Below are 24,937 nucleotides of genomic sequence, written 5' to 3'. Positions count from 1 at the left end.
TTTTTAACCGCAAAGTACGCAAAGGCAAATCGCAATCCCGATAGTTATCGGGAGCTAAGTTATTCATGGCGATCTTTGCGTAAAATCCTTGCGAACTTTGCGGTTAGATCGAAAGTGAATTTATTCAACCCAAGATTTGTAATACTGACCATCATCCAATCCCATAGCTTCTTCAGTAACCATAAGTGGACGGAAAGTGTCCACCATAACGGCTAATTCCTGAGTTTCTTTGTGACCAATACTGCGTTCCATTGCGCCAGGCGCTGGTCCGTGTGGAATTCCTTTTGGGTGTAAAGTGATATGCCCTTGCTCAATATTATTACGGCTCATAAAATCACCATCAACATAATATAGTACTTCGTCAGAATCTATATTGCTGTGATTGTATGGTGCCGGAATGGCTTTAGGATGATAATCGTAAAGTCTCGGGCAGAATGAACAAACAACAAAAGCTGCTGTTTCAAAAGTCTGGTGTACCGGAGGCGGTTGGTGAACACGCCCCGTTATAGGTTCGAAATTGTGAATTGAAAATCCGTATGGGAAATTGTAGCCGTCCCAGCCTACAACGTCAAACGGATGTGTGGCATAAACCACTTCGTGGATCATTCCTTCTTTTTTGATTTTGATTAGAAAATCACCTTTTTCGTCATACGTTTCCAATTCATTTGGCAGAATAAAATCACGCTCGCAAAATGGAGAATGTTCTAAATGCTGGCCAGATTGGTTTTTATAACGTTTTGGAGTATAAAAAGGAGAATATGATTCTACGTAAAATAGTCGGTTATCTTCTGTTTCGAAATCGATTTGATAAATAATACCGCGCGGAATAATTAAGTAATCACCATATTCAAACGGAATATTTCCTAACATGGTTCTTAATTTTCCTTTTCCTCTATGGATAAAAAGCATTTCATCGGCATCGGCATTTTTGTAGAAATAATTTCGAAGCGATTCTTTCGGTGCGGCTAAACCAATAATACAGTCTTTGTTGACTAACATTGCTTTTCGGCTGTCCAGAAAATCATTTTCAGGTTTTAATTCAAAACCTTTAAAAAGAAGTGATTTTATATTTTTTCCGATTGCAATTTTAGGTTCAACCGAATATGAGTTTAAAATTTCCTTAACCTGCGTTGGTCTGTGTACGTGATAAGACAGAGACGAATGTCCGTGAAAACCTTCGGTTCCGAATAACTGTTCGTAGTAAAATCCGCCGTTTGGTTTTTCGAATTGGGTGTGTCGCTTTTGAGGAAAATCCCCAAGTTTATGATATAGTGGCATGGCTTTTCAATTAGATAATTAGTAAATTAGATAATTCGAAAATTTGAATTGCAGAGATAAATAACCAGTTTAATTTTTCAATTAACTGATTATTTCAATTCGATAGAGCCATTACTCAGGATTTCTCTTGATGAGGAATTGAAGATACTCTAATAAACCTGTCCAATTTGTTTTCATTATAACAAATGTCGTAATTTTTTCGAAGTAAAAATAAAAATTATATTATTTATAACTATAAAATAACTTAGTTTTTTTGATATAATTTTTATGAAGTAAAAAAATAGACAGATTTTATTGAAGTATTCTCGGTTATACTACTAAAATTGAAACCCAATGCTAAACCACGTAAAACTTTTTGACATTTCTGGAGACCAGGATTGTTTTATTTCAATTGGACCAATAATGGTTTCTAAACCATAACCAACTGCATATCCTGTATACTTTGGCATAGAAACCCAGTCAACAGAAGAGAAAATATCATCTCCTAAATTGGCAAAATTAGCCGAAAGACTAATATGATTCTTTTTAAAAATTTCGTAATCTAAAGCAATGTCAGCTTTTATAAAACTATTTCCGGCAATACTTAAAAAGTCATATCCATAGAAATAATTAAAGTTGTTAATCTTATTATATCCATAACCGCCTAGTATAAAATCAAAAAACGGAACGCTGTCACTGCCAATATTAAAACCGGCATCGGCTCCAACTTTTATTGTGGCTTTTCTAAATAATGGCCTTACAACAGCAAGTTCGGCTTTTGCAATTGAAAAAGGTTTAAACTTATTGGTGTAATCTGATGATGCTAAATAGGTTTGTAAGTCTGTAGAGAAATATAAACCAGAACTTGGGTAATATTTATCATCTAACGAATCGTACTTTAAATAAGCAAAGGCGCTGAAATAATTACTTTTGTCAATTATGTTTTCGGCATTAGAAAGCGTTGGCGAATTTATCTTAAGATATTTATACTCTAAACCGCCTCCCATTAAGAACTTTTGCACAAAAATGGTTTGAAAATAAGCCTGATTGCTCAAGTCCATGAAATCAACATTAATCAAATTTAGATTTTGATTCTCTGCAATTAGACCGCTCAAACTCGTGGTAACGTTTCTATTAAACTGACTTAGTCGCGAACGGAAACCGAAACTGATATTGAAACCATTTTCTACATAATAATTTAAATCGTATCTAAAATTATCTCCCAAAATAATATCAAGCGAAGTGACATCATTTTTTAAGAAAGTCTTTTTATGAGTTAAGTTTAATAAAACAGCACTTTTGTATAGTCCGTCATAATGAAGTCCTAGTTTTAGAAAGGTTTGAGTAGGGTTTTCTTTTAAAACCAAATCTAAATCATCTTTCTCTCCGTTTGGCTGAAGACAATAAGAAATAGTACTAAAGTTTTGAGTTGCATTTAAATTATTGATTCCCGTTTTAAGATCGTCATACGTAATTGTGCTTCCGGGTTTAAAGCGAAGTTTTCCTCGAATGTACTCTCTCGTATAATTGTCTAATGGATCAGAATTTATTTTTTCAATTTTAAGTGTGTCTGTAGCAACTTTTAATTTTGGTTTTTTATAAAAGTTATCTTCATTTACCAATGATTTGATTTTTTCGTAAACAGCAAAAGCCGCTTCCTCACCTTTTCTGATGATTTCTTCGCCTTTGTCAAATGAAATTACGCCATAATCACGAATGTCAGGTTTTATGTAAACATCCGTATCTTTTATTTTGTTTTTCATTTTATCTATAGATTGCAGATTGGTAATCTGAACCAGGATTCGGGTTGCGTTTTTTAAGTTTTTTCGTTTCATTAAATCATCCTGAACATCAACACCAATAATAATGTCTGCGCCAAGATTTCGAACTTCTTTTATAGGATAATTATTTACAACACCACCGTCAACTAACAAATTGCCGTCTATTTCTACCGGAGTAAACAAAGACGGAAAAGCAGCACTGGCCATCATAGCCTGAACAAGATTTCCTTTGTTAAGCAAAACTTCTTCGCCGGTTTCAATATTAGTTCCGATACATAAAAATGGAGTTGGCAGTTTATTAAAATCACGTACATGACGAACGTTTCTCGTTAAACTGCTCAATAAATTGTAGTTGTACATTCCTTTTGAAAGTGCTTCGGGAATACCGACTCTAAAATTACTGAAAGGAAGTACTATTGCATATAATTCATCATTTTTCTTTCCGTAGAAATTTTTAGATGAACGCGGAATATAATCGTTAATAAGGTCGTCGAAATTGGTTTTTTTGAAAATAGAATCAATTTGAGATGCATTGTAGCCAGAAGCATAAAGTCCGCCAATTACAGATCCCATACTTGTTCCGCCAATATAATCAATTTTGATTCCGGCTTCTTCCAAAACTTTTAAAACTCCAATATGTGCAAAACCTTTGGCGCCGCCACCGCTTAAAACCAAACCAATTTTAGGTCTTTTTACGCTGTCTTTTTTTATTTCCTGAGAAAAAGAAGTTTCGGGAAACAGTATTAGCAGCATAAAAAATACATACGACGCGATGCAAATAGAATTTAAAAAGAATCCTTTTGATCGGGTAGTTACGTTAGAATGTTGATTTAGGCGCATAAAAATCTGCTAATTGGTTTTGTAAAAGTCGACAATTTTTTTTGCTTTTGATACTCCGACAACGGCAGATATTTCTTTTTCTGTCGCTAATTTCAATCTTTTAACACTTTTGAAATGTTGTATTAATGTAAGCATGGTTTTTTCGCCAATGCCGGGAATACTTTCTACCGAAGAATTAAGCGCAGCTTTGCTTCGTTTGTCTCGGTGAAATGTAATACCAAATCTATGTGCCTCGTTTCGTAATTGTTGAATAACTTTTAAGGTTTCGGATTTTTTATCTAAATAAAGCGGAATCGAATCTCCGGGATAAAAAAGTTCTTCAAGACGTTTTGCAATTCCAATAATTGCAACTTTACCTCTTAAACCTAATTCGTCAATACTTTTTAAAGCCGATGATAATTGTCCTTTTCCACCATCAATAATAATTAATTGCGGTAAAGGCTGATTTTCATCTAATAATCTTTTGTAACGGCGATACACAATTTCGGTCATCGAAGCAAAATCGTCAGGGCCTTCAACTGTTTTTACATTAAAGTGTCGGTAATCTTTTTTGCTTGGTTTTCCGTCTTTAAAAACTACGCAGGCCGCAACAGGATTTGTTCCCTGAATATTCGAGTTATCAAAACATTCGATATGACGAGGTTCAACCGGAAGTCGTAAATCTTTCTGCATTTGCGCCATAATTCGATTTACGTGACGATCAGGATCTACGATCTGTAATTGTTTTAATTGTTCGATTCGGTAGAATTTTGCATTTCGAATTGATAAATCCAGGATCTGCTTTTTATCTCCAAGCTGGGGAACGGTTGTTTTAATGTTTTCGCCCAAATCAATTTCAAAAGGAACAATTATTTCTTTTGACATCAACTGGAAACGTTCACGAAGTTCAATAATCGCCAGTTCCAGCAGTTCTTCGTCGCTTTCGTCCAGCTTTTTCTTCATTTCTAAAGTATGCGAACGAATAATCGATCCATGAGAAATCTGTAAAAAGTTAACATACGCAGCACTTTCATCAGAAATAATCGAAAATACATCAATATTGGTAATTTTCGGATTTACAATTGTCGATCTTGACTGGTAATTTTCGAGAACTTCTATTTTTTCTTTGATTTTCTGCGCTTCTTCAAATTGTAAATTCTGCGCATAATTGTTCATCAGTTTTTTAAAATCCTTTAAACTTTCCTTGAAATTTCCTTTTAGAATTTCGCGAATTGCATTGACTTGTCTTTGATATTCTTCCAAAGGTTCTAAACCTTCGCACGGACCTTTACAATTGCCAATATGATATTCCAGACAAACTTTAAATTTGCCGGAATCAATATTAGACTGGCTCAAGTCATAATTACATGTTCGTAACGGATACAATTCTTTTATTAAATCCAAAATGGTATAAACCATCTTGAAATTAGTATACGGACCAAAATATTCAGATCCGTCTTTTACCATTCTTCGGGTTAAAAATATTCTTGAAAAAGGTTCTTTTTTAATACAAATCCAAGGATAGCTTTTATCATCACGCAGCAAAACATTATATCTAGGCTGTAATGTTTTAATTAAATTGTTTTCTAATAAAAGCGCGTCAGTTTCAGTAGGAACGACGATATGTTTTATAGTCACGATTTTTTTAACCAAAACATTTGTTTTGGCTGTATCGTGAATTTTATTGAAATAGGAGGAAACCCTTTTTTTTAAATTTTTGGCTTTGCCGACATATAGAATTTTCCCGTCTTTATCATAATATTGATAGACGCCGGGATTATCCGGCAAGGTGAGAATTTGAAGATCTAAGGACGGTTTTGACATTCTGTTTTATTTCTGAAGATAGAGGTTTAGCGTTTTCAAAAACCATTCCGATTTTCTGGAAAAAAGCTTAACATTGATTTAGTTTCAAATTTACGAAATCAAAAGAATAATTTCTATATTTAGATTTTATAATTCTGCATGAAAAATAGTAAGCCCTTGGTTATTTTTGGCGAGTCGATTCTGCCGGGAGAACATAAAACCATAAATGTCGAAATAGCGCGATTGCATACTACGACAAAACTCAATATTCCTGTAATTGTTCGTCGTTCAAAGCATGAAGGTCCGGTTGTTTTATTTTCGGCAGGAATTCACGGCGACGAAATAAACGGTGTAGAGGTTGTTCGACAAATCATCAGTAAAAAAATAAACCGCCCGCAGAGAGGAACAATTATTTGTATTCCAATTATCAACATGTACGGCTTTGTGAATAAATCCCGCGAGTTTCCTGACGGACGCGATTTAAATCGTGTTTTTCCCGGAAGTAAAAAAGGTTCTTTGGCAAGCCGATTTGCTTTTCATATTGTCGAACAGATTTTACCCATTATAGATTATGCAGTCGATTTTCATGCCGGAGGCGCAAGCCGTTTTAATGTACCGCAGATTCGAATTACCGAAAATAACATGGAGTTGAAATTACTGGCCGATATTTTTAATGCACCTTTTACCTTGTATTCAAAAAATATTGGAGGCTCTTTTAGAAATACCTGCGAAAAAGCGAATATTAAAATGCTGCTTTTTGAAGGAGGAAAATCGCTTGATATAAATAATGCTGTTGCCAATGAAGGAGTGAAAGGAGTGAAGCGGTTATTGAATTATTTAAATATGCTGGATCCTAAGCATATTGTAGAGCCGGCTTTAGAATCGTCTATCTATATAAAATATTCGGTTTGGCTGCGTGCAAAATGCTCCGGTTTGCTGCATGATTATAATATGGCGGGTAAGTTTGTAACCAAAGGTACTATCTTAGCTATAATTACAGATCCGTTTGGAAAGTTTGAGCAGAAAGTAAAAGCGCCGCATGACGGATATGTTATTAATGCCAATCATTCGCCAATTGTTTACGAAGGCGATGCAATTTATCATATATCTAAAAATTCTCCTGTAAATGCCGACGAATAAAAAAGAATTACGACTTCATTATAAAAACCTTCGGGCAGCACTTTCTGAAAGTGATATCGAAGAAAAAAGTCTGGCTGTAACCAATAATTTAATTCAGATGCCTATTTGGGATAAAACCTATTATCATGTTTTTCTTCCTATTGTAGAACAAAAAGAAATCGATACTGAATTTATTCTGCATTTACTTTCAGGAAAAGATAAAGAAATTGTGATTTCAAAAAGTGATTTTGAAACCAGAGAAATGTCTCATTTTTTATTGACGGATAATACCAAAATCAAAAAAAACGAATACAATATTCCGGAGCCGGTAAACGGACTTCCTGTTCCAACAGAAAATATAGAAGTTGTTTTTGTACCGCTTTTAGCTTTTGATGTTTTTGGAAACCGAATTGGTTACGGTAAAGGTTTTTATGATAAATTCTTAGCCAATTGTAAATCCGAAACCATAAAAATTGGTCTTTCTTTCTTTGAATCGGTTGATCAGATTGATGATGTTTTTGAATCTGATATAAAATTGGATTATTGCGTAACGCCTTTAAAAATCTATACTTTTTAAAAAATTCGTTTTAAAAACAATGTAAAAAGAAAATCCCAAATTCCAGAATTGATATTTGGAATTTGGGATTTTTTTTATTGAGATTTAAGCTTATTTTACTTCCTTAATTGTCGTAGCATCAATCCAGCCTTCCTGACCGTCAGTTAATTCAATTTTTTTCCATTTTCCAACGGTTTCCATAACATACACTTTTGCGCCTTCATGAAGTAATATTATGGCAGAACCTGCTTTTTGCGGTTCGCTTCGAACTTCACTTAATTCAGAAAACACAATGGCAGGACGATCATTGTCAAAATGGTTTTTTTCAGACATTCCTGCTGAAACACTTAATAATATTGCTACTAAGAAAATGAACATTGCAATAAAGTAAATTCTTTTAGTAAGGGTAAGCTGCGAAAAATAATAACCAATAAAACTAAGCAAAAACAAAAAGGCAATGGCAACAGAAATTTTTGCCCATTGATTGTAATCAAAAATGCCGGTAAAGTTCTGAATCAGTTTTGCAAAACCTACTTTTGGAACTTCTTTAATTTCATCAATTGTTAGTTTTTTGGCAAACTTAAGGTTGTTTAAAGTTTCAGGATCATTGGGTTTTAATACCAATGCTTTTTCATAATTATAGATAGAAGGAGCAACCTTATTTAGTTTGTAATAACTATTTGCCAGGTTAAAATATAACTCTGCCGACTGCTGTTTGTTTTCTTTAAGAATATCTTCATAAACCTGAGCAGCTTCCTGATATTGTCCCTTTTGGTACAAAGCATTTCCTTTTTCAAAGCTGCTTTGAGCAAAGAAAACCTGAGAGATTAGTAAAAAAAGATATAGTATGTTTTTCATTATTATTTAGTTAAACCCGACATTTTAAAACATGCGGCTTTATTTTTAAGTTAAAAACTAAACGATTTGCTTTTCTAATTCTGAAATAATTAAAACCGCTTTATCATAATCCTGCTGAATCGAAGTGCTTGATGCGGGAGCATAACGTGCGAATTCACAGTTTTCAGTCAAATTAATGAAATTTTGAACCGTTTCAGGGTTTGCATTTCTTGATAAAAGCAATTCACGAATATTATCTTTACTCATTTCAGTTGTTTCAATATGCAGTTTTGCTTTTAAGAAATTATGCATTGCTTTTTCCAGAGCAATATAAAAAGCTTCTTTGTTGTTAAGCTGTTTTTTAGCCTGCGATAAATATTTCTTCGCAAGTTTATTGTTCATTCTGATTCTGTTTCCAGTTACATCACTGTCAATTGCTTCTTTTTTCTTCTTAGCCAAAATGATGATTGGAATAATAGCAAATGGGAAGAATAACAAAGCGTAATATAAATTTGAACCATAAAAATCATTTTTAGCAATGCTTACTAAAGTTGTTTTTGGTTTAATATATTTAAACTGTTCTGTTTTTGTAATAACATTTTTAGATGCAGTAGAAGGATTTGCTTCTGCTAAAGTCGGACCGTCTAAAACATCGACCATAATTTCTGGAGAAGTTATGGTTTTATATGAATTCGTACTCAAATCAAAATATGAGAACGTCATTGGTTTGATGGCGTATTTTCCTTTATACTGCGGAATAATAGTGTATTTGTCGGTTATTTTTCCAGACATTCCAGACAATGACGTGGTTACTTTTTCATCGTGAACCGGATCATACATTTCTAATGCATTTGGAACAACAGGTTTTGGAAGTGTAAACAATTTCATGTTTCCGGTTCCTGAAGCACTCACAATTAGATCTAAACCTTCTCCGCTTTTTAATGTTGTTCTTGACGGAGTAACTGTAAAATTGAATTTACCAACTGCTCCAGTAAAACCTTCTGGTTTGCCAGTTTCAGGAAGCGGTCTTACACTAATTCCTTTAGCTCCGGTAGTTACAATTTTATTGTCTTCGGCAATAATCATCTGGCCAAACATATCACGTCGGTTTGTTGGCAGCTGCACTCCAATATCTAATGAAAGAGGTTCAATTGTTAATCTTCCTGATTTTTGAGGATATAGAATAGTTTTCTTTAATACTACATAATGACATCTCTGGCCCTGATAACTGCCTTCTTCCATTACCAATTGTTTGATATCAATATTCTGATTCCAGAAATCATTGTATTTAGGTTTAGCAAGTTCTCTAAATCCGGTAACTCCAATTTCATTAAAATACAATTTGTAAACAACTGTAATAGGTTCGTTTACGTACGGAGTTGTTTTAGAAACTTCTGCAACTAACTGTAGTAATTCATTTCCAGATGCACCGCCTTGCTGTCTGTAATCATTTGGATCTCGTTCCTGTGCTACAGCATTCGTAACTGTAACTTTTATGGGAGACGTTTTATAAATCTGGCCATTATATTCTATTGCAGCTTGTTTGATAATAACAGTTCCTTTTTTCTCAGGCTGTAAAATATAAGAGTATACTTTTTGAAAAGAGCTGCGTCCGTTAATCCAAGACTGGCTGATTTGCTGGCTTGGTCCGGCTACAAGTTTAAAACCTTCAAATGCAGGCTGATCAAAATTATCTCCGTCAACATTCATAATAAAATCAATACGGAGTCTTTCGTTAAGTCCAAGCGTGTTTTTGCTTACTTTGGCTTCAAATTGAACTTGAGCCATAAGGCCTTGAAAAGCGAGTAGTAATAGAATTAGATATCTTTTCATTAATGTTTGATCATTGTTTGTTTAACTGCTAAATCGTTTATTCGCCAAATTGTTTAATAGATAAACAAATTAATAACGATTAAACGATTCAACTTATTTTACCAGTCTTTCTCTGGTTTTTTGGTATTAGGTTTTACTTTTTGAGCGTTTACTTTATCTTGAATTTTCTTTTCTTCGTTGTTTACGGCATCTAACAAGTTCTGAACACGTTCTTTTGAAATTCCTCCAGGCATTCGTTTTGGTTCTCCTTTATTATCAGACTTGTCATCTTTTTTAGGATCATTTTTGCCATCTTTTTTGTCCTTGTCTTTGTCGCCTTTATCGTCTTTCTTGTCTTTGTCCTTATCCTTGTCTTTATTTTTGTCCTTGTCTTTGTCTTTATCTTTGTTTTTATCCTTGTCTTTGTCTTTATCCTTATTCTTGTCTTTGTTTTTATCGTTTTTAGGCGGATTTTCTTTTAGCTTTTGTTTTGCATACACATAGTTGTAACGTGTTTCATCATCGGTTGGATCGTTACGTAAAGCCTCTTTGTATGCTTCAACAGCCTGCGAATAATCTTTCTCCTTCATAAAAACATTTCCAAGATTGTGATAAGCTTTATGCTTTTCTGGTCTTGTTTTAGCTCTTTTTATGGCATTAGCGTAAGCGTATTTTGCTTCAGAAGGCTGGTTTTGTCTGTAAATTGAGTTTCCTAAATTGTAAGACCCGGCAGCGCGTTTTGAAAATTTTGACGCCGAAATTCTATAATTGGCCTCTGCTTCAGTAAATTTATTCTGCTTATATTCTTCATTGGCATCAGGCAATGTCTTGTCTTTTTCCTGAGCAGCAGCTGCAAAAGAAAGCGTTAGTAAAATATAAAGAAGTAAATTTTTCATTCTATTTTTTTTATTTTTTGTTCCGATTTTAAAAAGGAATCTTTATTTCTTTTCGTTGAATAAATTCAACTCTTTAATCCAGTTTGTTTTTCTTTCTAAAAGGAAAATGTCTATAAATAACAACAAGAATCCAAAACCGATGAACCATTGAAACTGCGATTGAAAATCGGCCATTTGTGTCGATTCAAATTCGGTTTTCTGAATATTATTTAAGGCATTTTTAATATACTCCAAAACCTCTTTTGTATTCCCGCCGTAAACATAACCGCCTTTTGTGGCTTTTGCAATAGTTTTTAAACCTTCCTGATTTAGTTTTGTAATTACCGTTTGCCCATCCTGATCTTTCTGGTAATTTTTTACAACTCCATTTTCTTTTAAAGGAATAGTTCCTCCTTTTTCTGTTCCAACACCCACGGTAATGATTTTCATTCCAATTTTGTTAGCTTCTTCGGCCGCAGCAGAAGCGCCTTCAGAATGATCTTCACCATCAGAAATTAAAATTAAAAGTTTACTTGTTTTGCTTTTTTCATCAAAATATGTAGCAGACAATCTAATAGCTTCATCAAGAGAGGTTCCTTGTGATGAAACCATATCAGGACTCATACTCTGCAGAAACATTTTGGCAACGCTGTAATCAGATGTGATTGGTAAAACCGGGAATGCACTTCCTGCATAGGCCACAATTCCAATTCTGTCATTTCCTAATGAATTGATGATTTGAGAAACCAATTGCTTGCTTTTATCTAAACGGCTTGGTGCAACATCTTCTGCCAGCATACTTTTAGAAACGTCGACAGCAAAAACGATATCAATACCTTCACGTTTTACCGTTTCCATTTTAGTTCCAATTTTAGGATTTACCAACCCGATAATTAAGCATGCTAAAGCTAAAAGCAATATCGATAATTTTAAAACGGGTTTAAAAACAGATGTTTCAGGACTCAGTTTTTTTACCATTTCGATATCACCAAATTCACGTTGTTTTTTTCTTTTCCAATACAAATTGAAAAAGAAAATACACACCACAATTGGGAGTAATAGTAAGAGATATAAATATTTTTTTTCGTCTAATTCCATTTTTTAATTCTAGTTTTCAGTCTCAGTTTTCAGTCTCAGTTTTCAGTTGTTAACTGTATACCGTGACTGCGACTAAAATATTAAATAAAGCTTCTGTAAACTGTATTTCTTAAACCAACTTCTAACAATAATAAAAATGCTGCGATTAAAACAAAGATTCTGTATTTTTCATCGTAATCGTAGAACTTTAATTCTTGTATTTCTGTTGTTTCTAATTTGTTAATCGAATTGTATATTTCGGCTAATTTATCGTTGCTTGTTGCTCTAAAATACGTTCCATCTGTTTTTTTAGCGATGCTTTTCATTAATCTTTCGTCGATTTCAACTTTCTGCATTTTGAATAAAAAACCTCCGTTTGGTGCGTATGCGTATGGAGATTCTGCCATTCCATTTGTACCAAGACCAATGGTATATACTTTTATTCCGTATTGTTTGGCAATATCTGCTGCAGTTTCAGGTTCAATAAAACCAGCGTTGTTTACACCGTCTGTTAATAAAATAATAACGCGGCTTTTTGCTTTACTGTCTTTTAAACGGTTTACAGCAGTTGCTAATCCCATACCAATTCCTGTTCCATCTTGTAAAACAGTGTCATATCGAATACCTTTTATGGCTTCCAGAATAATAGGTTTATCGCTTGTAACGGGCGTTTTTGTATAAGCCTCTGAAGCATATAAAACTAAACCAATTCTATCATTTGGACGTTCTTCAACAAAATCTGCGGCAACTCTTTTTAAAGCTTCCATACGGTTTGGCTTTAAATCTTTTGCAAGCATAGAGCCAGAAACGTCGATTGCCATTACAATATCAATTCCTTTTGTTGTTTTAGTCTGGTTGCTGATGTCAACCGTTCTTGGTCTCGCTAATGCTATAATTAGTGAACTTAAAGCAATAATTCTAAAAACATATAAGCAGGGTTTTAGCTTTGTTAAAAGCGACTGGCTGTTTTTGAAACCTGCTGTTGAACTCATTTTTAATGTAGCCGACTGCTGGTTTCTTTTCCAGAAAAACCATCCAATGACAATTGGAATTAATAGAAACAACCAAAAGAATTCCGGATTTAAAAAAGTGATCTTATTATTCATTAGTTACTTGCTTTTTTAAGTTCAACAGAATTTAAAATTCGGGTTGTAATATCGTTAGCATACGTGTCGCCTTCTTCATGTAAAATGATGATTTGCTGTAATCCCTGATCTTGTTTAAAAAGCAGGATTTCATAATATGCCTTTGTACTTGTTTTCGTTGTAGGGTTTAAAATGCTCATGGTTCCGTAACCTTTTACTCCCTGAATACCTTGATTTGTTTGGAAATTTTCCTGTTTTACAATGATATTTTGTCCGCCTTGAAGTTCAATTACTTTTAAGCTTCCTTCTAAAGCTTTAGATAAATCAATGTCAGTTGGATTTTTGAATTTAGTAGTCGAAACGGCTACATAAAAATTATCAATCATACTTCCATAAACAAAAAGCTGCATTTCCTTAATTAAAGCCATTGTTTCTTTTGGAAGTGCTTTTAAGGCATCCATACGTTTTAAAACCTTTGGAGTTTCGATAATTACACCAGGATTTCCGTATTCACTTTTTACCCATTCTCCTTCTAATAATTCTTTAGACGGATGACCAATAACATTGTCTTTTACGTATGCAAAACCTTTTGTAGCAACAAAGAAAGTTGTAGTTGCTAATAATAAAAAGATAACTGAACCAACGGCAATTGCAATTCGCTTGTTTCTTTGTTTTTTTAACTGAAGCTGAATTTGCTTTTGTTTTTGAGCTTCGTTTAATAACTGATCTTCTTCTTCAGCCGGAACTTCAGTTGGAATCGCGTTATCAAGCGTTAAAATTACTTTCTGAATTTTATTTCGGTCTTCTGTAATTTCAAAGTCAAGCGGTTTCGATTTAGCAAATTTTACTAAGTCGGCCTGACGTAAAACACGTTCCAGATTTTCTACCGTTTCCGGCGTTAAAGTCATTTTCTTTTTAGTTGAAGCAGTTCTGATTGCCTGAATCAATTCAGAAGTTGTACTTTCCATTGCCGGAATATGAATTGCTTCTTCAATATAGTTACGGGCAATATCTGTTAATTCGCTGTAGTATTCTTTAATTTCTCCTTTTTGAACCAGCTCTTTTTGCTCCAAATTGTTCAGCAGGCTTGTTGCTTTTTCAATAGGTGTTTTATAAACTTCTTCTTCTATTTTCTTTTTCTGATGTTTTTTAACATACCAATAAATTCCCGCACCAATTGCAAGAATTATAACTAATGCCAAAACATATTTCCACCAGTCGCCAATACCATCTTCTGCAGGGGTAATGTCTTTGATGTCATACATTTTTTGCTGTAAAGTATCGACTTTTACATTAGCAACTTCTACACGAATAGAATCTGAGAAATAAGTTTTTTTATCAATAAGAATCTTTACACTCGGTATTACATATCTTCCTGAATCAAATTGTGTTAATCCATACTTTTTGATTAATTCATAACTGCCGTCTTTTTTAACGGTATCAACAGGATAAGACTGAATTACTTCCAGCGCTCCGAATCTTTTGTCTTTTGGGAAAACAACTTTTGAATTAGCATTTACAACCGTTTTAAGAGTCAGCTTAAATTCGGCTCCAATTTTATTTTTTGTTGTATCAATACTAGTTTCAACTTGTTTTTGAGCAAAAACAGCTGAAGAAAGCAAAAATAAAAAGATGTAAAACTTTAATTTCATTATGATTAACGATTGAAGATTAACGATTTTTGATTTCAGATTTATTATGAAACTTAAATCGTAATCTTTGTTTTTTATGGATTATTTTTTGATGTTTTAATACTTGAAACAAAAATTGAGATTAATTGGTTAGCTTCTGTTTTTGCTCTTGTTAAACGTTCATGATCTGTTGAAAGATTTGCTTTTTCTATTATTTTTAAACAAACAAATGTTTCTCTTAATTCTTTCAGACAAATTCCCATTTTATGGATAAAATCTTTTTTACTTTCTGCACTTTGTGCTTCTCCATAATTTAAGGCTGGTGATGTACTAGAACGAGTTATCTGACCTAATAAATGATTTCCAGCGTAATTCTTTTCAAATGTAATGGTTAGTAATATTATGCTCGCAGCAAAATCAATTAATCTATTTTCTAATTCTTGTTTAGTCATTTCTTAATTCTTTCTTTTTGTTATAATCATAATAGATCATAAATCAAAAATCGTTAATCATAAATCAAAAATCTTACCTTGATTTAAAATAACCTAATAATTTAGTTACGTAATTTTCGTCGACTCTTGTGTGAACTATACCTGCACCAGATTTACGAAATGTATCTTTGAAATAATTTACTCTTTCCTGATAATGTTTTTCGTAATTCATTCGCACGGTTTTTGAACCTGTATCGACTAACTGCGTTTTTCCGGTTTCGGCATCTAACATCGTTACCATTCCTAAATTCGGAATTTTTTCTTCGCGGATATCGTACACACGAACGCCTGTAAGGTCATGCTTTTTTGAAGCAATTTTTAAGGTCTGTTCATAATTTTCAGACATAAAATCTGAAATCATAAAAACAATTGCTTTCTTTTTTTGAGTTCCTGATAAGAATTTTAAAGCCTGTGCAACATCTGTTTTCTGACTTTTTGGTTCAAATTCGATTAATTCACGAATAATTCTCAAAACATGCGAACGGCCTTTTTTGGGCGGAATGTATAATTCGACATTATCAGAAAATAAGATTAATCCAATCTTATCATTATTTTGTGTAGCCGAAAAAGCCATCGTGGCAGCAATCTCTGTTACGATGTCTTTTTTAAACTGACTTTTTGAACCAAAACCTTCAGAACCCGAAATATCAACCATTAAAACCATGGTTAATTCACGTTCTTCTTCAAAAACTTTTACGTGGGCTTCGTTGTAGCGTGCGGTTACATTCCAATCGATGTTACGAATATCATCTCCGTATTGGTATTGACGCACCTCGCTAAACGTCATTCCTCGTCCTTTAAATGAAGAGTGGTATTCACCCGAAAAGATATGATTGCTCAGTCTTTTGGTCTTGATTTCTATTTTCCGTACTTTTTTTAAAAGCTCTTTTGTATCCATTTTTTGTTTGGTTTATGGTTTATGGTTGTTGGTTGATGGCAAAAGAACCATCAACAAAAAACTATCAACCATCAACTTTTTAAGGTACTTCAATCTCGTTTACGATTTTGTTGATAATGTCTACAGAAGTAATATTTTCGGCTTCAGCCTCGTATGTTATCCCAACTCTGTGACGTAATACATCATGCACAACAGCGCGAACATCTTCTGGAATTACATAACCACGGCGTTTAATAAATGCGTAACATTTAGCAGCATTTGCTAAGTTGATACTTCCACGCGGAGATGCTCCAAAACTGATAAGCGGTTTTAAGTCGGCTAATTTGTATTTTTCTGGATAACGTGTAGCAAAGATGATATCTAAGATATATTTTTCAATTTTTTCATCCATATAAACTTCACGAACCGCTTCCTGCGCACGTAAAATTTGATCTACAGAAACTACAGGGTTTACTTTTTCGTAACTTCCTTTTAAGTTCTGGCGGATTACAAAACGTTCTTCGTCAATTTTTGGGTAATCAATTACCGTTTTCAACATAAAACGGTCAACCTGAGCTTCAGGCAGTGCATATGTTCCTTCCTGTTCAACAGGGTTTTGAGTTGCTAAAACTAAAAACGGACGGTCTAATTTGAAAGTTGAGTCACCAATTGTAACTTGTTTTTCCTGCATCGCCTCTAAAAGTGCAGATTGTACTTTTGCAGGCGCACGGTTAATCTCATCGGCAAGGACGAAATTAGCAAAAATTGGTCCTTTTTTAATAGAAAATTCGTTTGCTTTGATGTTGTAAATCATGGTTCCGATAACATCGGCAGGAAGTAAGTCTGGTGTAAACTGGATACGGCTGAAAGAACCCTGAACCGCTTGTGACAACGTATTAATCGCTAAAGTTTTTGCTAAACCGGGAACACCTTCAAGTAAAATATGCCCCTGACCCAAAAGACCGATTAAAAGACGCTCGACCATGTGTTTCTGGCCCACAATAACTTTGTTCATTTCCATTGTAAGAAGGTCTATAAAAGCACTTTCTCTCTCAATTTTTTCATTTATCGCTCTAATGTCTAAAGTCGTTGTATTTTCTTCCATATAAATATTTTTAAAAACCTTGATTTGTACGCCTAATTTTTGAGAGTGCAAATTGAATATTTTTTGAGAAGTAAGATGTTAAAGAATGGTTAAAACTTCGACCAAACACCTAATTTTAAGGACGAATTGTGAATCTATTTTTATATTTTTAAGAACTTTGATGAATATGTTTTTCAAAAGCATATTTATTACCAAAAATAACTCAATATAACCATGAGCAAAACAGCATTATCGCCTATAATTTCGGGCACTATGAATTGGGGTGTTTGGGATAAAAACCTTACATCAAAAGAAATGGAAAACATGATACAAATCTGTATCGAAAACAAAATCACAACTTTTGACCACGCCGATATTTACGGTGATTATACGACCGAAGCCGATTTTGGTAAGGCCTTTAAAGACAGTAAGATCTCGCGCGAAAAATTACAATTAATAACAAAATGCGGTATTCAGCTGGTAACTGAAAGCCGTAAAAACAAAATCAAACATTACGATTATTCTAAAGACTACATCATTTGGTCTGTTGAAGAATCTTTAAAGAAATTGAAAACAGATTATGTTGATTTATTTTTACTGCACAGACCAAGTCCGTTAATGCAGGCAGATGAAATTGCAGAAGCTGTAGAAAAATTAAAATCAGAAGGAAAGATTTTAGATTTCGGACTTTCGAATTTTACAAGTTCTCAAACGGAGTTAATTCGCCAGAAAACAGAAGTGAGTTATAATCAGGTACAGTTTTCGGCAACTCATTATGAACCAATGATCGACGGAAGTTTAGATTATATGCAGACAAACGGAATTCGTCCGTTATCATGGAATCCGCTTGGGACTGTTTTTAGAGAAGACACGAAAAAAACGCGTCGTTTGAAAAAACTATTCTCGACTTTGCTTGAAAAATATCATTTAGGTGCAGATACGCTTTTATTGGCCTGGATTTTAAAACATCCTGCTAATGTTATTCCAATTGCAGGAACTGTTAACGTTGCCAGAATTCAATCTTTAGTAAAAGCAGTTGAGCTTGATATGGACAAAGAAGACTGGTTTGCTATCTGGACAGAAAGTATGGGCGACGATGTGGCTTAAATAAAAATATTGGCCCACAGATTTTACGGATTTAAAAAATTACAATGTAAATCTGTTTAATCCGTAAAATCAGTGGGCAAAAACAAATACTCATAATGAAAAAAACAGTTTTAATTACTGGTGCTACAAGTGGAATTGGAAAAGCAACGGCTCAGATTTTAGCAAAAAACAATTTTAAAATTATCCTTTGCGGCAGACGCAAAGAACGTTTGGAAGAATTAGAAAAAGAACTTTCTGCTTTTACAGATGTACATTCGCTTTCTTTTGATGTTCGTGATAAAAATGATGTTCTGGAAAAAATCGAAGCGCTTCCTGCTGAATTTTCAGATATTGATATTTTAATTAATAATGCCGGAAATGCACACGGTTTAGATCCAATTCAAACAGGAGATTTAGATGATTGGGATGCCATGATTGATATTAATGTAAAAGGACTTTTGTATGTTTCTAAAGCGGTAATCCCGAAAATGACTGCTAAAAAGTCCGGACACATTATTAATATTGGTTCAACAGCTGCAAAAGAAGTTTATCCAAACGGAAATGTGTATTGCGGAACTAAACATGCCGTTGATGCGATTACTGCGGGTATGCGAATCGATTTAAATCCATTTGGAATTAGAGTTGGTGCTATTCATCCCGGAATGGTCGCAACAGAATTTAGTGAAGTGCGTTTTAAAGGTGATGTCGAAAGAGCTTCAAATGTTTATAAAGGATTTGATCCGCTTCAGGCAGAAGATATCGCAGATATAATTCATTTTGTGGTTTCAAGACCGTATCATGTAAATATTGCTGATTTAGTTGTAATGAGCACCGCGCAGGCATCTTCGACGATTGTTAAGAAGACATTATAGATCTATAGATTTTAGACTTCTTAGATTTTTTGTTCTAAGAAGTGTAAAGTCTAAGAAAGTCTAAAAATCCAAAATTCTAAGAAGTCTAAAAATGATTAATAAACGCCTTTTAATAAAAAACCTACTGGCTCACAATGACGAGAGCAGTTTTTATGATAAAAAAAGGCAGTTGAATCTTCATTCCAGAGAAGGAAAAGCAAAGTTTTTAAAACATATTTGTGCACTTTCAAACTCTAATCCAGCGAATAATTCTTATATCGTTGTGGGCGTTGAAGATCAGGACAATGAAATTGTAGGTGATGATTTCTTTGATGACAGCCGAATTCAGAATCTTGTCAATGCCTTTCTTGAAAATCCTCCAAGAATTCAATACGAAAATGTTCCGTTTCCGAATCTGCCAAAAGATAAAGTGATTGGTCTGGTAACTATTAAGCCCAAAAGTCAGATTTCTTATTTTAAAAAAGGCATTCATACTATACCTGCCAACAGCATATTTGTGCGAAGAGGAAGTAATTCTACTCCGGTAGAAGAGCATGAAGAAATTGAAAAGAATTATCAAAATACGGAAACTGTAATTGGTATTGAGAACAGTTCCCGAAACAGTATTCAATACACTCTTGATGGTGTAATCGATTTTATGAATTTCAGACATAAAGATATGTCGCCAAAATATCGGGTTTTTAAAGAACTGTTTGTAATCTGCTGGGCGGGAGTTCCTAAAAAATCCAGAGAGATCACTTTTTTATCACGAGTAGATATTGAATTAATAAACGAACAGGTTAAACTTTTTTATTCGGCTCAGGATGTGGTTACCATTTTTTATGATGATGATAGTTTTACTATTACTGAATATGTTCCTTTAGGATTGAATGATAAAACAAGTTATTATCCTCTTGAAAAACAAACTATTCACTTTTTTGATAATGGATATTATAAAATTGACAGGGAGATACTTTTTCAGCCTCCGGAATTCAATAGGAAAATGTTGTATCATATTTATAATTCTAACCTGGCACTGCTTCAAAAATTAGAAAAAGGAATCTCATTGTCTGATCGTGAATTAACTGATCTGGAAAATCTGCCTTCAACTTTTATGATTTGTTATTTGAATGGTTTTGATGATGCCAAACAAAAATTGATTGATGCCAAATTGCTTTTAAAACCTTTTAGCCAGACTTATTTATCTTTTAAAGAAGCTTTGAGGGTTTTGAGAAAGATGAAATATGATGTTCAATAAAGGTTCTGAGTTGCTGAGAGGCTAAGGTTCTGAGTTTTTTATCGTGTCTGAATTACTGAAATTTCAAATATTTGCTCACTTTATCGTATGGAAATACGATTTCTTTTGGGCCATCTGCATAAGATGCTGCTTCATAAGAGTTGTAATATAAAAGCAAACCTTCAGAAGTGTAAAAAATATTCTGAGATAATTGGAATTTATCATTTTCAAACATCAGTCCGGTTGCATTTATATTTGCTTTTTCTGGAATGTGATACTTGGCTCTGAATTCTTTTTCGGCGAAAGCCTTAAATTCTTTCTCATTTTTAAAAAGGTCTTTGTTAAAAATGAATTTTCCTGTTTTTCTGTTAAATAATAAAGATCTAAAACCTTGATAACCGTGAGCACCACCAGTAAAAGTGTAATGATCTATTTTGATGTTTACAATCTGCTCTGATTCAAACTCAACATTTCCGGTTATTTTTCCTTCCCAGCCAAAAGTATCATTTGGAAATTTCTGGTGCATTTCTTCATAAGAAGCAATAAAAGATTTTGATAATGATTTGTAATCATTAACTTTTGTAGAATCTTCTCCAAAATATATAATTTCTTTTATGACAGTAAATACCTTTTTGTTTATACTGTCAGCAACAACCTTTTTATTTTTAGCAATTGGGACTTCTATTGTGATATCCGGACAGTCATTTTTGCACGGAATAGTAGATTTTTCTTCAAATGTTTCATTCTCAAATGAAAGCTCTTTTTTGCAACTTGTAAAAATCAAACACAATAAGATTGTAAATATGTAATTTTTCATATCAAAAAGTGTTAATTATCTACAAAGGTAAGAAGTTGTATCCCGATAAAATAAATTAAAAGGTAAATTTGTAAAAGAATTAAGGAAATAAAATTTATAACTATATGAAATTCAATACAAAAGTAATACATGGTGGCCAGCATCATGATCCAAGTACAGGTGCTGTTATGCCTCCAGTATATCAAACTTCAACTTTTATTCAGACAAGCCCGGGAAAACCTCTGGCTGATTATGAATACAGCAGGGCTTCAAACCCAACTCGTACAGCTTTAGAAGAAGCTTTGGCAAGTATTGAAAATGGTACACGCGGATTGGCTTTTTCTTCTGGTTTAGCTGCAACAGATTGTATTTTAAGATCGTTTAAAGCAGGTGATGAAGTTATTGCAATGGATGATTTGTACGGCGGAACTTACCGTATGTTTTCTAGAATTTATAAAGATTCAGGAATTAAGTTTCATTTTGTTGATATGACAGATTTAGCAAAATTGAAATCACTTATCAACGAAAACACAAAATTAGTTTGGGTTGAAACGCCTACAAACCCGTTAATGAAATTAGCCGATATCGCTGAAGTAGCGAAAATCACTAAAGAACATAAAATTTGGTTTGCAGTTGATAATACTTTTGCAACACCTTATTTGCAAAAACCGCTTGATCTAGGAGCTGATATCGTTATGCATTCTGCAACAAAATATTTAGGAGGACATTCTGATGTAATTGCTGGGGCTTTAATTGTAAAAGATGAAGCCTTAGGAGAACAATTGCACTTTCAGCAATTTGCTACTGGAGCAACTTTAGGGCCAATGGATAGTTTTTTGGTTTTAAGAGGAATAAAAACTTTAGCTTTAAGAGTACAAAGACATTGTGAAAATGGAGAAAAAGTAGTTGAATATTTAAGTAAACATCCTAAAATTAATAGAGTTTATTATCCTGGATTAGAAAATCATCCGTTTCATGAAATTGCTAAGAAACAAATGAAAGCTTTTGGAGGAATGGTTTCTTTTACTTTTAAATCAGGCAAAAAAGAAGATTCTATTGCATTTTTAGAGAAGCTTAAGGTGTTTACTTTAGCAGAATCTTTGGGCGGAGTAGAGTCATTAGCAAATCACCCGGCTTTAATGACACACGCATCGATTCCCGCAGATAAAAGAGCAGAAGTAGGAATTACTGATGATCTTGTCCGACTAAGTGTTGGTATTGAAGATGTAGAAGACTTAATTGCTGATTTGGAGCAGGCTTTAGCATAAAATGTAATTCTATAAAAATAAAAAATCCCAAATTCCAACTTATATTATGGAATTTGGGATTTTTTTATGTTGTAATTTTTTTAGAATTCTAAATAATAAATGTATCCAAAGTTAAACCAAACCTGCCAGTCATTTGATTTGTTTTCTGTGTAAATGTCTTTATTAGGATTTAAACCGTCAATCCAGTCAGAGCTGTACATTTGAAACTTTGTTTCAAACATTAAATCACTCATTGTGGTCAATTTATAATGTACACCAATACCTGCAGTTGCAGCTACAGTTATTCCATTTTCACTTGAAAATCCATGTGCACGTCCATCAGAAGGGGTTAAGTATTTTCCTGGTGTTACGCTAGGAAGTGACATATCACCTAAACGTGAATTTAATTTTGCAGAATAATAACTAACCATAAATCCTGCACTAAAATAAGGGCTTATACCTCCAACAGAGTTTTCAAAGTTATGGATACTTCTAAATGGAGAAAATTCTAATTGAGATCCAAGTCCAATTACAGTTGAAGTTCCTTTCATGTTTTTTAACTGCTGAGCAAATAATCCATCTGGTTTTCTTTCTACCCATTCACCAAAATGTCTCAAATTAGTTCGGCTGAAAGATAATTCAGATCTAATTTTAAAATGTTCAGGAAAATAACGGTCTCTGTTATTGGCAGCTGAAAAGTTTAACCAATGTGCTACACCAAAACCAAAACCAGCGTTTCCAACATTGGTGTCAACATTGTGTCTTTCACCAAAATCTGATTGTAATGTTACGGGTCCTGCAAAAAATCCAATCTCATGAGCAAGATTAGCTTGTGCAGTAGCAATTGTCGATAAACTAAATAAGGCGAAAATTGTGGTATATAGGTGTTTACGCATTGTCTGGGGCTTTCAAAATATTGGCAAATATATAAAAAAGCTAGTCCAAACAAAATATAAAATTCGTCTATTAAACAATTAGTAACAAAACACTTAATTTTCTGACTTTAACTGTAATGATTTGATGTAAATTCGGAAGGGAAAAATTGTATTTTCGGCATTGTTTAGAAATAACACAATTCTATCTCAAAAACGAAAAAAAATAACAAATCATATTCATTTTGATGTATCTTTGTCTGTTGTAACGAAAACGTTTTCTTAAAACGTATTTTCTTATTTAAACGATTAAGTATAAAACTATTATTTGAATAATTTATTTTAAAAATGGAACAAAAAATAAATGAATTTATGGCTCTGGTTGAGTCAAAAAATCCAAATGAGCCAGAATTCCTTCAAGCCGTTAGAGAATTTGCTGAAACAGTAATTCCATTTATTGCAGAAAGAAAAAAATACGATGGAAAAAATTTACTTTTAAGAATAGCTGAGCCTGAAAGATCTATAATTTTTAGAGTTCCGTGGGTTGACGATAAAGGAGAAATAATTGTAAATAGAGGATTTAGAATCCAGATGAATTCTGCAATTGGTCCATATAAAGGAGGAATTAGATTTCATCATACAGTAAATTTATCTGTTTTGAAATTTTTGGCATTCGAACAAGTTTTTAAAAATAGTTTGACAACTCTTCCAATGGGTGGAGGAAAAGGAGGTTCTGATTTTGATCCTGAAGGAAAATCTGATGGTGAAATTATGCGTTTCTGCCAGTCATTTATGACTGAGTTATGCCGTCATATTGGTCCAGATCTTGATGTTCCTGCCGGAGATATTGGAGTGGGTGCCAGAGAAATTGGTTATTTATTTGGTCAGTATAAAAGAATTAGAAATGAATTTACCGGAGTATTAACCGGAAAAGGTCTTGCTTATGGTGGTTCATTAATTAGACCAGAAGCTACAGGTTATGGAGTTGTTTATTTTACAGATCAAATGCTTCGTACTATTGGTCACGAAATTAAAGGTAAAAGAGTTGCGATTTCAGGATTTGGAAACGTAGCTTGGGGAGTTGCTTTAAAAGTAAATGAATTAGGAGGAAAAGTAGTTACTCTTTCTGGTCCTGATGGTTATATTTATGATGAAGAAGGTATTTCTGGAGAAAAAATCGATCATATGCTTGAAATGAGAGCAACTGGTGATAACAGAGCAGAAAGATATTTAGAAAAATATCCAAAAGCTGTATTCCATAAAGGAAAAAGCCCTTGGGAAGTAAAAGTTGATATTGCTATTCCATGTGCAACTCAAAATGAATTGACCGGAGAAGACGCAAAAAAACTAATCGATAATGGTGTTTTATGTGTAACAGAAGCTGCTAATATGCCTTCTACATTAGATGCCATTAAACTTTTCTTAGATAATAAAGTTCTTTTTGCTCCAGGAAAAGCAGCAAATGCAGGTGGTGTTGCCGCATCTGGATTAGAAATGACACAAAACTCTATTCGTTTAAACTGGACAAGCGAAGAGGTAGATTTAAGATTGAAAGAAATCATGGTTGGAATTCACAACCAATGTAAAAAATATGGTGCAGAAGAAGATGGTTATGTTAACTATGTAAAAGGAGCCAACATTGCCGGATTTGTTAAAGTTGCCGATGCTATGCTTGCACAAGGTGTAGTCTAAGATTAATTACAATTGAAAAATGCTCTCATTTGTCTCTAAAGATAAATCGAGA

Annotated in this window: 21 protein-coding genes; 7 read left to right on the top strand and 14 right to left on the bottom strand. The window is 33.5% G+C overall.

All coding sequences use genetic code 11. From position 1 onward, the window contains the following. Nucleotides 1-120 precede the first annotated feature (120 nt). The 3 genes from FJOH_RS03815 to uvrC form a co-directional block, all read right to left on the bottom strand. Complete coding sequence (locus tag FJOH_RS03815; RefSeq protein ID WP_012022817.1) at nucleotides 121-1,278, bottom strand: homogentisate 1,2-dioxygenase; 1,158 nt, start codon at nucleotides 1,276-1,278, stop codon at nucleotides 121-123. A 317-nt stretch (nucleotides 1,279-1,595) separates the two neighbouring features. After that, on the bottom strand, nucleotides 1,596-3,791 hold the full coding sequence (locus FJOH_RS03810; RefSeq protein ID WP_044047460.1) for a patatin-like phospholipase family protein: 2,196 nt from the start codon (nucleotides 3,789-3,791) through the stop codon (nucleotides 1,596-1,598). Nucleotides 3,792-3,887: 96 nt separating this feature from the next. Next, a complete protein-coding gene (gene uvrC / locus FJOH_RS03805) occupies nucleotides 3,888-5,681 on the bottom strand; it encodes an excinuclease ABC subunit UvrC (RefSeq protein WP_012022815.1) in 1,794 nt (597 codons plus the stop codon). Between the two features lie 138 nt (nucleotides 5,682-5,819). Between uvrC and FJOH_RS03800 the strand changes: the two genes are divergently transcribed. Further along, nucleotides 5,820-6,800, top strand: coding sequence for a succinylglutamate desuccinylase/aspartoacylase family protein (locus FJOH_RS03800; RefSeq protein ID WP_012022814.1), 981 nt, complete (start codon nucleotides 5,820-5,822; stop codon nucleotides 6,798-6,800). Further along, nucleotides 6,787-7,356 carry a 5-formyltetrahydrofolate cyclo-ligase gene (locus FJOH_RS03795; RefSeq protein ID WP_012022813.1) on the top strand — a complete coding sequence of 190 codons (570 nt, stop codon included), beginning with the start codon at nucleotides 6,787-6,789 and terminating at the stop codon, nucleotides 7,354-7,356. The genes FJOH_RS03800 and FJOH_RS03795 overlap by 14 nt, the downstream gene beginning before the upstream one ends. Nucleotides 7,357-7,446: 90 nt before the next feature. Here the strand turns inward: FJOH_RS03795 and FJOH_RS03790 are convergent, their stop codons facing one another. The 9 genes from FJOH_RS03790 to FJOH_RS03750 form a co-directional block, all read right to left on the bottom strand. Next, complete coding sequence (locus FJOH_RS03790) at nucleotides 7,447-8,193, bottom strand: tetratricopeptide repeat protein (RefSeq protein WP_012022812.1); 747 nt, start codon at nucleotides 8,191-8,193, stop codon at nucleotides 7,447-7,449. Nucleotides 8,194-8,250: 57 nt separating this feature from the next. Beyond that, nucleotides 8,251-10,005 carry a BatD family protein gene (locus FJOH_RS03785; RefSeq protein ID WP_012022811.1) on the bottom strand — a complete coding sequence of 585 codons (1,755 nt, stop codon included), beginning with the start codon at nucleotides 10,003-10,005 and terminating at the stop codon, nucleotides 8,251-8,253. A 98-nt stretch (nucleotides 10,006-10,103) separates the two neighbouring features. Further along, complete coding sequence (locus FJOH_RS03780) at nucleotides 10,104-10,880, bottom strand: tetratricopeptide repeat protein (RefSeq protein ID WP_012022810.1); 777 nt, start codon at nucleotides 10,878-10,880, stop codon at nucleotides 10,104-10,106. Between the two features lie 42 nt (nucleotides 10,881-10,922). Continuing rightward, nucleotides 10,923-11,957: a VWA domain-containing protein gene (locus FJOH_RS03775; RefSeq protein ID WP_012022809.1), complete on the bottom strand. Its 1,035-nt coding sequence runs from the start codon at nucleotides 11,955-11,957 to the stop codon at nucleotides 10,923-10,925. 80 nt (nucleotides 11,958-12,037) lie between these two features. Beyond that, nucleotides 12,038-13,042: a vWA domain-containing protein gene (locus FJOH_RS03770; protein ID WP_012022808.1), complete on the bottom strand. Its 1,005-nt coding sequence runs from the start codon at nucleotides 13,040-13,042 to the stop codon at nucleotides 12,038-12,040. Then, nucleotides 13,042-14,673, bottom strand: coding sequence for a BatD family protein (locus tag FJOH_RS03765; protein ID WP_012022807.1), 1,632 nt, complete (start codon nucleotides 14,671-14,673; stop codon nucleotides 13,042-13,044). Before FJOH_RS03765 ends, FJOH_RS03770 begins: the two co-directional genes overlap by 1 nt. Before the next feature lie 74 nt (nucleotides 14,674-14,747). After that, complete coding sequence (locus tag FJOH_RS03760) at nucleotides 14,748-15,104, bottom strand: four helix bundle protein (RefSeq protein WP_012022806.1); 357 nt, start codon at nucleotides 15,102-15,104, stop codon at nucleotides 14,748-14,750. A 73-nt stretch (nucleotides 15,105-15,177) separates the two neighbouring features. After that, on the bottom strand, nucleotides 15,178-16,041 hold the full coding sequence (locus FJOH_RS03755) for a DUF58 domain-containing protein (RefSeq protein WP_012022805.1): 864 nt from the start codon (nucleotides 16,039-16,041) through the stop codon (nucleotides 15,178-15,180). 79 nt (nucleotides 16,042-16,120) lie between these two features. After that, a complete protein-coding gene (locus tag FJOH_RS03750; RefSeq protein WP_012022804.1) occupies nucleotides 16,121-17,125 on the bottom strand; it encodes an AAA family ATPase in 1,005 nt (334 codons plus the stop codon). Between the two features lie 213 nt (nucleotides 17,126-17,338). Here FJOH_RS03750 and FJOH_RS03745 point away from each other — a divergent pair, with 213 nt between their 5' ends. From FJOH_RS03745 to FJOH_RS03735, 3 genes are all read left to right on the top strand, one after another. Beyond that, nucleotides 17,339-18,211 (top strand): aldo/keto reductase, encoded by an 873-nt coding sequence (locus tag FJOH_RS03745; RefSeq protein WP_012022803.1) that lies wholly within the window; start codon nucleotides 17,339-17,341, stop codon nucleotides 18,209-18,211. Nucleotides 18,212-18,306: 95 nt separating this feature from the next. Beyond that, nucleotides 18,307-19,062, top strand: coding sequence for an SDR family NAD(P)-dependent oxidoreductase (locus FJOH_RS03740; RefSeq protein ID WP_012022802.1), 756 nt, complete (start codon nucleotides 18,307-18,309; stop codon nucleotides 19,060-19,062). A gap of 91 nt (nucleotides 19,063-19,153) precedes the next feature. Continuing rightward, entirely contained in the window at nucleotides 19,154-20,299 is a 1,146-nt protein-coding gene (locus FJOH_RS03735) for an ATP-binding protein (protein WP_012022801.1), read from the top strand. Nucleotides 20,300-20,351: 52 nt separating this feature from the next. On the opposite strand, the gene FJOH_RS03730 is transcribed toward FJOH_RS03735, so the two are convergent. Beyond that, nucleotides 20,352-21,095 (bottom strand): DUF3298 and DUF4163 domain-containing protein, encoded by a 744-nt coding sequence (locus tag FJOH_RS03730; RefSeq protein ID WP_012022800.1) that lies wholly within the window; start codon nucleotides 21,093-21,095, stop codon nucleotides 20,352-20,354. 104 nt (nucleotides 21,096-21,199) lie between these two features. Here FJOH_RS03730 and FJOH_RS03725 point away from each other — a divergent pair, with 104 nt between their 5' ends. Next, on the top strand, nucleotides 21,200-22,342 hold the full coding sequence (locus tag FJOH_RS03725; protein WP_012022799.1) for a cystathionine gamma-synthase: 1,143 nt from the start codon (nucleotides 21,200-21,202) through the stop codon (nucleotides 22,340-22,342). A gap of 80 nt (nucleotides 22,343-22,422) precedes the next feature. Here FJOH_RS03725 and FJOH_RS03720 read toward each other — a convergent pair whose 3' ends face one another. Further along, nucleotides 22,423-23,217, bottom strand: coding sequence for a THC0290_0291 family protein (locus FJOH_RS03720; RefSeq protein WP_012022798.1), 795 nt, complete (start codon nucleotides 23,215-23,217; stop codon nucleotides 22,423-22,425). Between the two features lie 324 nt (nucleotides 23,218-23,541). Between FJOH_RS03720 and gdhA the strand changes: the two genes are divergently transcribed. Continuing rightward, on the top strand, nucleotides 23,542-24,885 hold the full coding sequence (gene gdhA / locus FJOH_RS03715) for an NADP-specific glutamate dehydrogenase (RefSeq protein WP_012022797.1): 1,344 nt from the start codon (nucleotides 23,542-23,544) through the stop codon (nucleotides 24,883-24,885). The last annotated feature ends 52 nt before the right edge of the window (nucleotides 24,886-24,937 follow it).

Source organism: Flavobacterium johnsoniae UW101 (genome assembly GCF_000016645.1).
GTDB classification, from domain to species: Bacteria; Bacteroidota; Bacteroidia; order Flavobacteriales; family Flavobacteriaceae; genus Flavobacterium; species Flavobacterium johnsoniae.
Note: the sequence above shows the minus strand (reverse complement) of the source record. Positions and strands in the feature narration are given on the sequence as shown.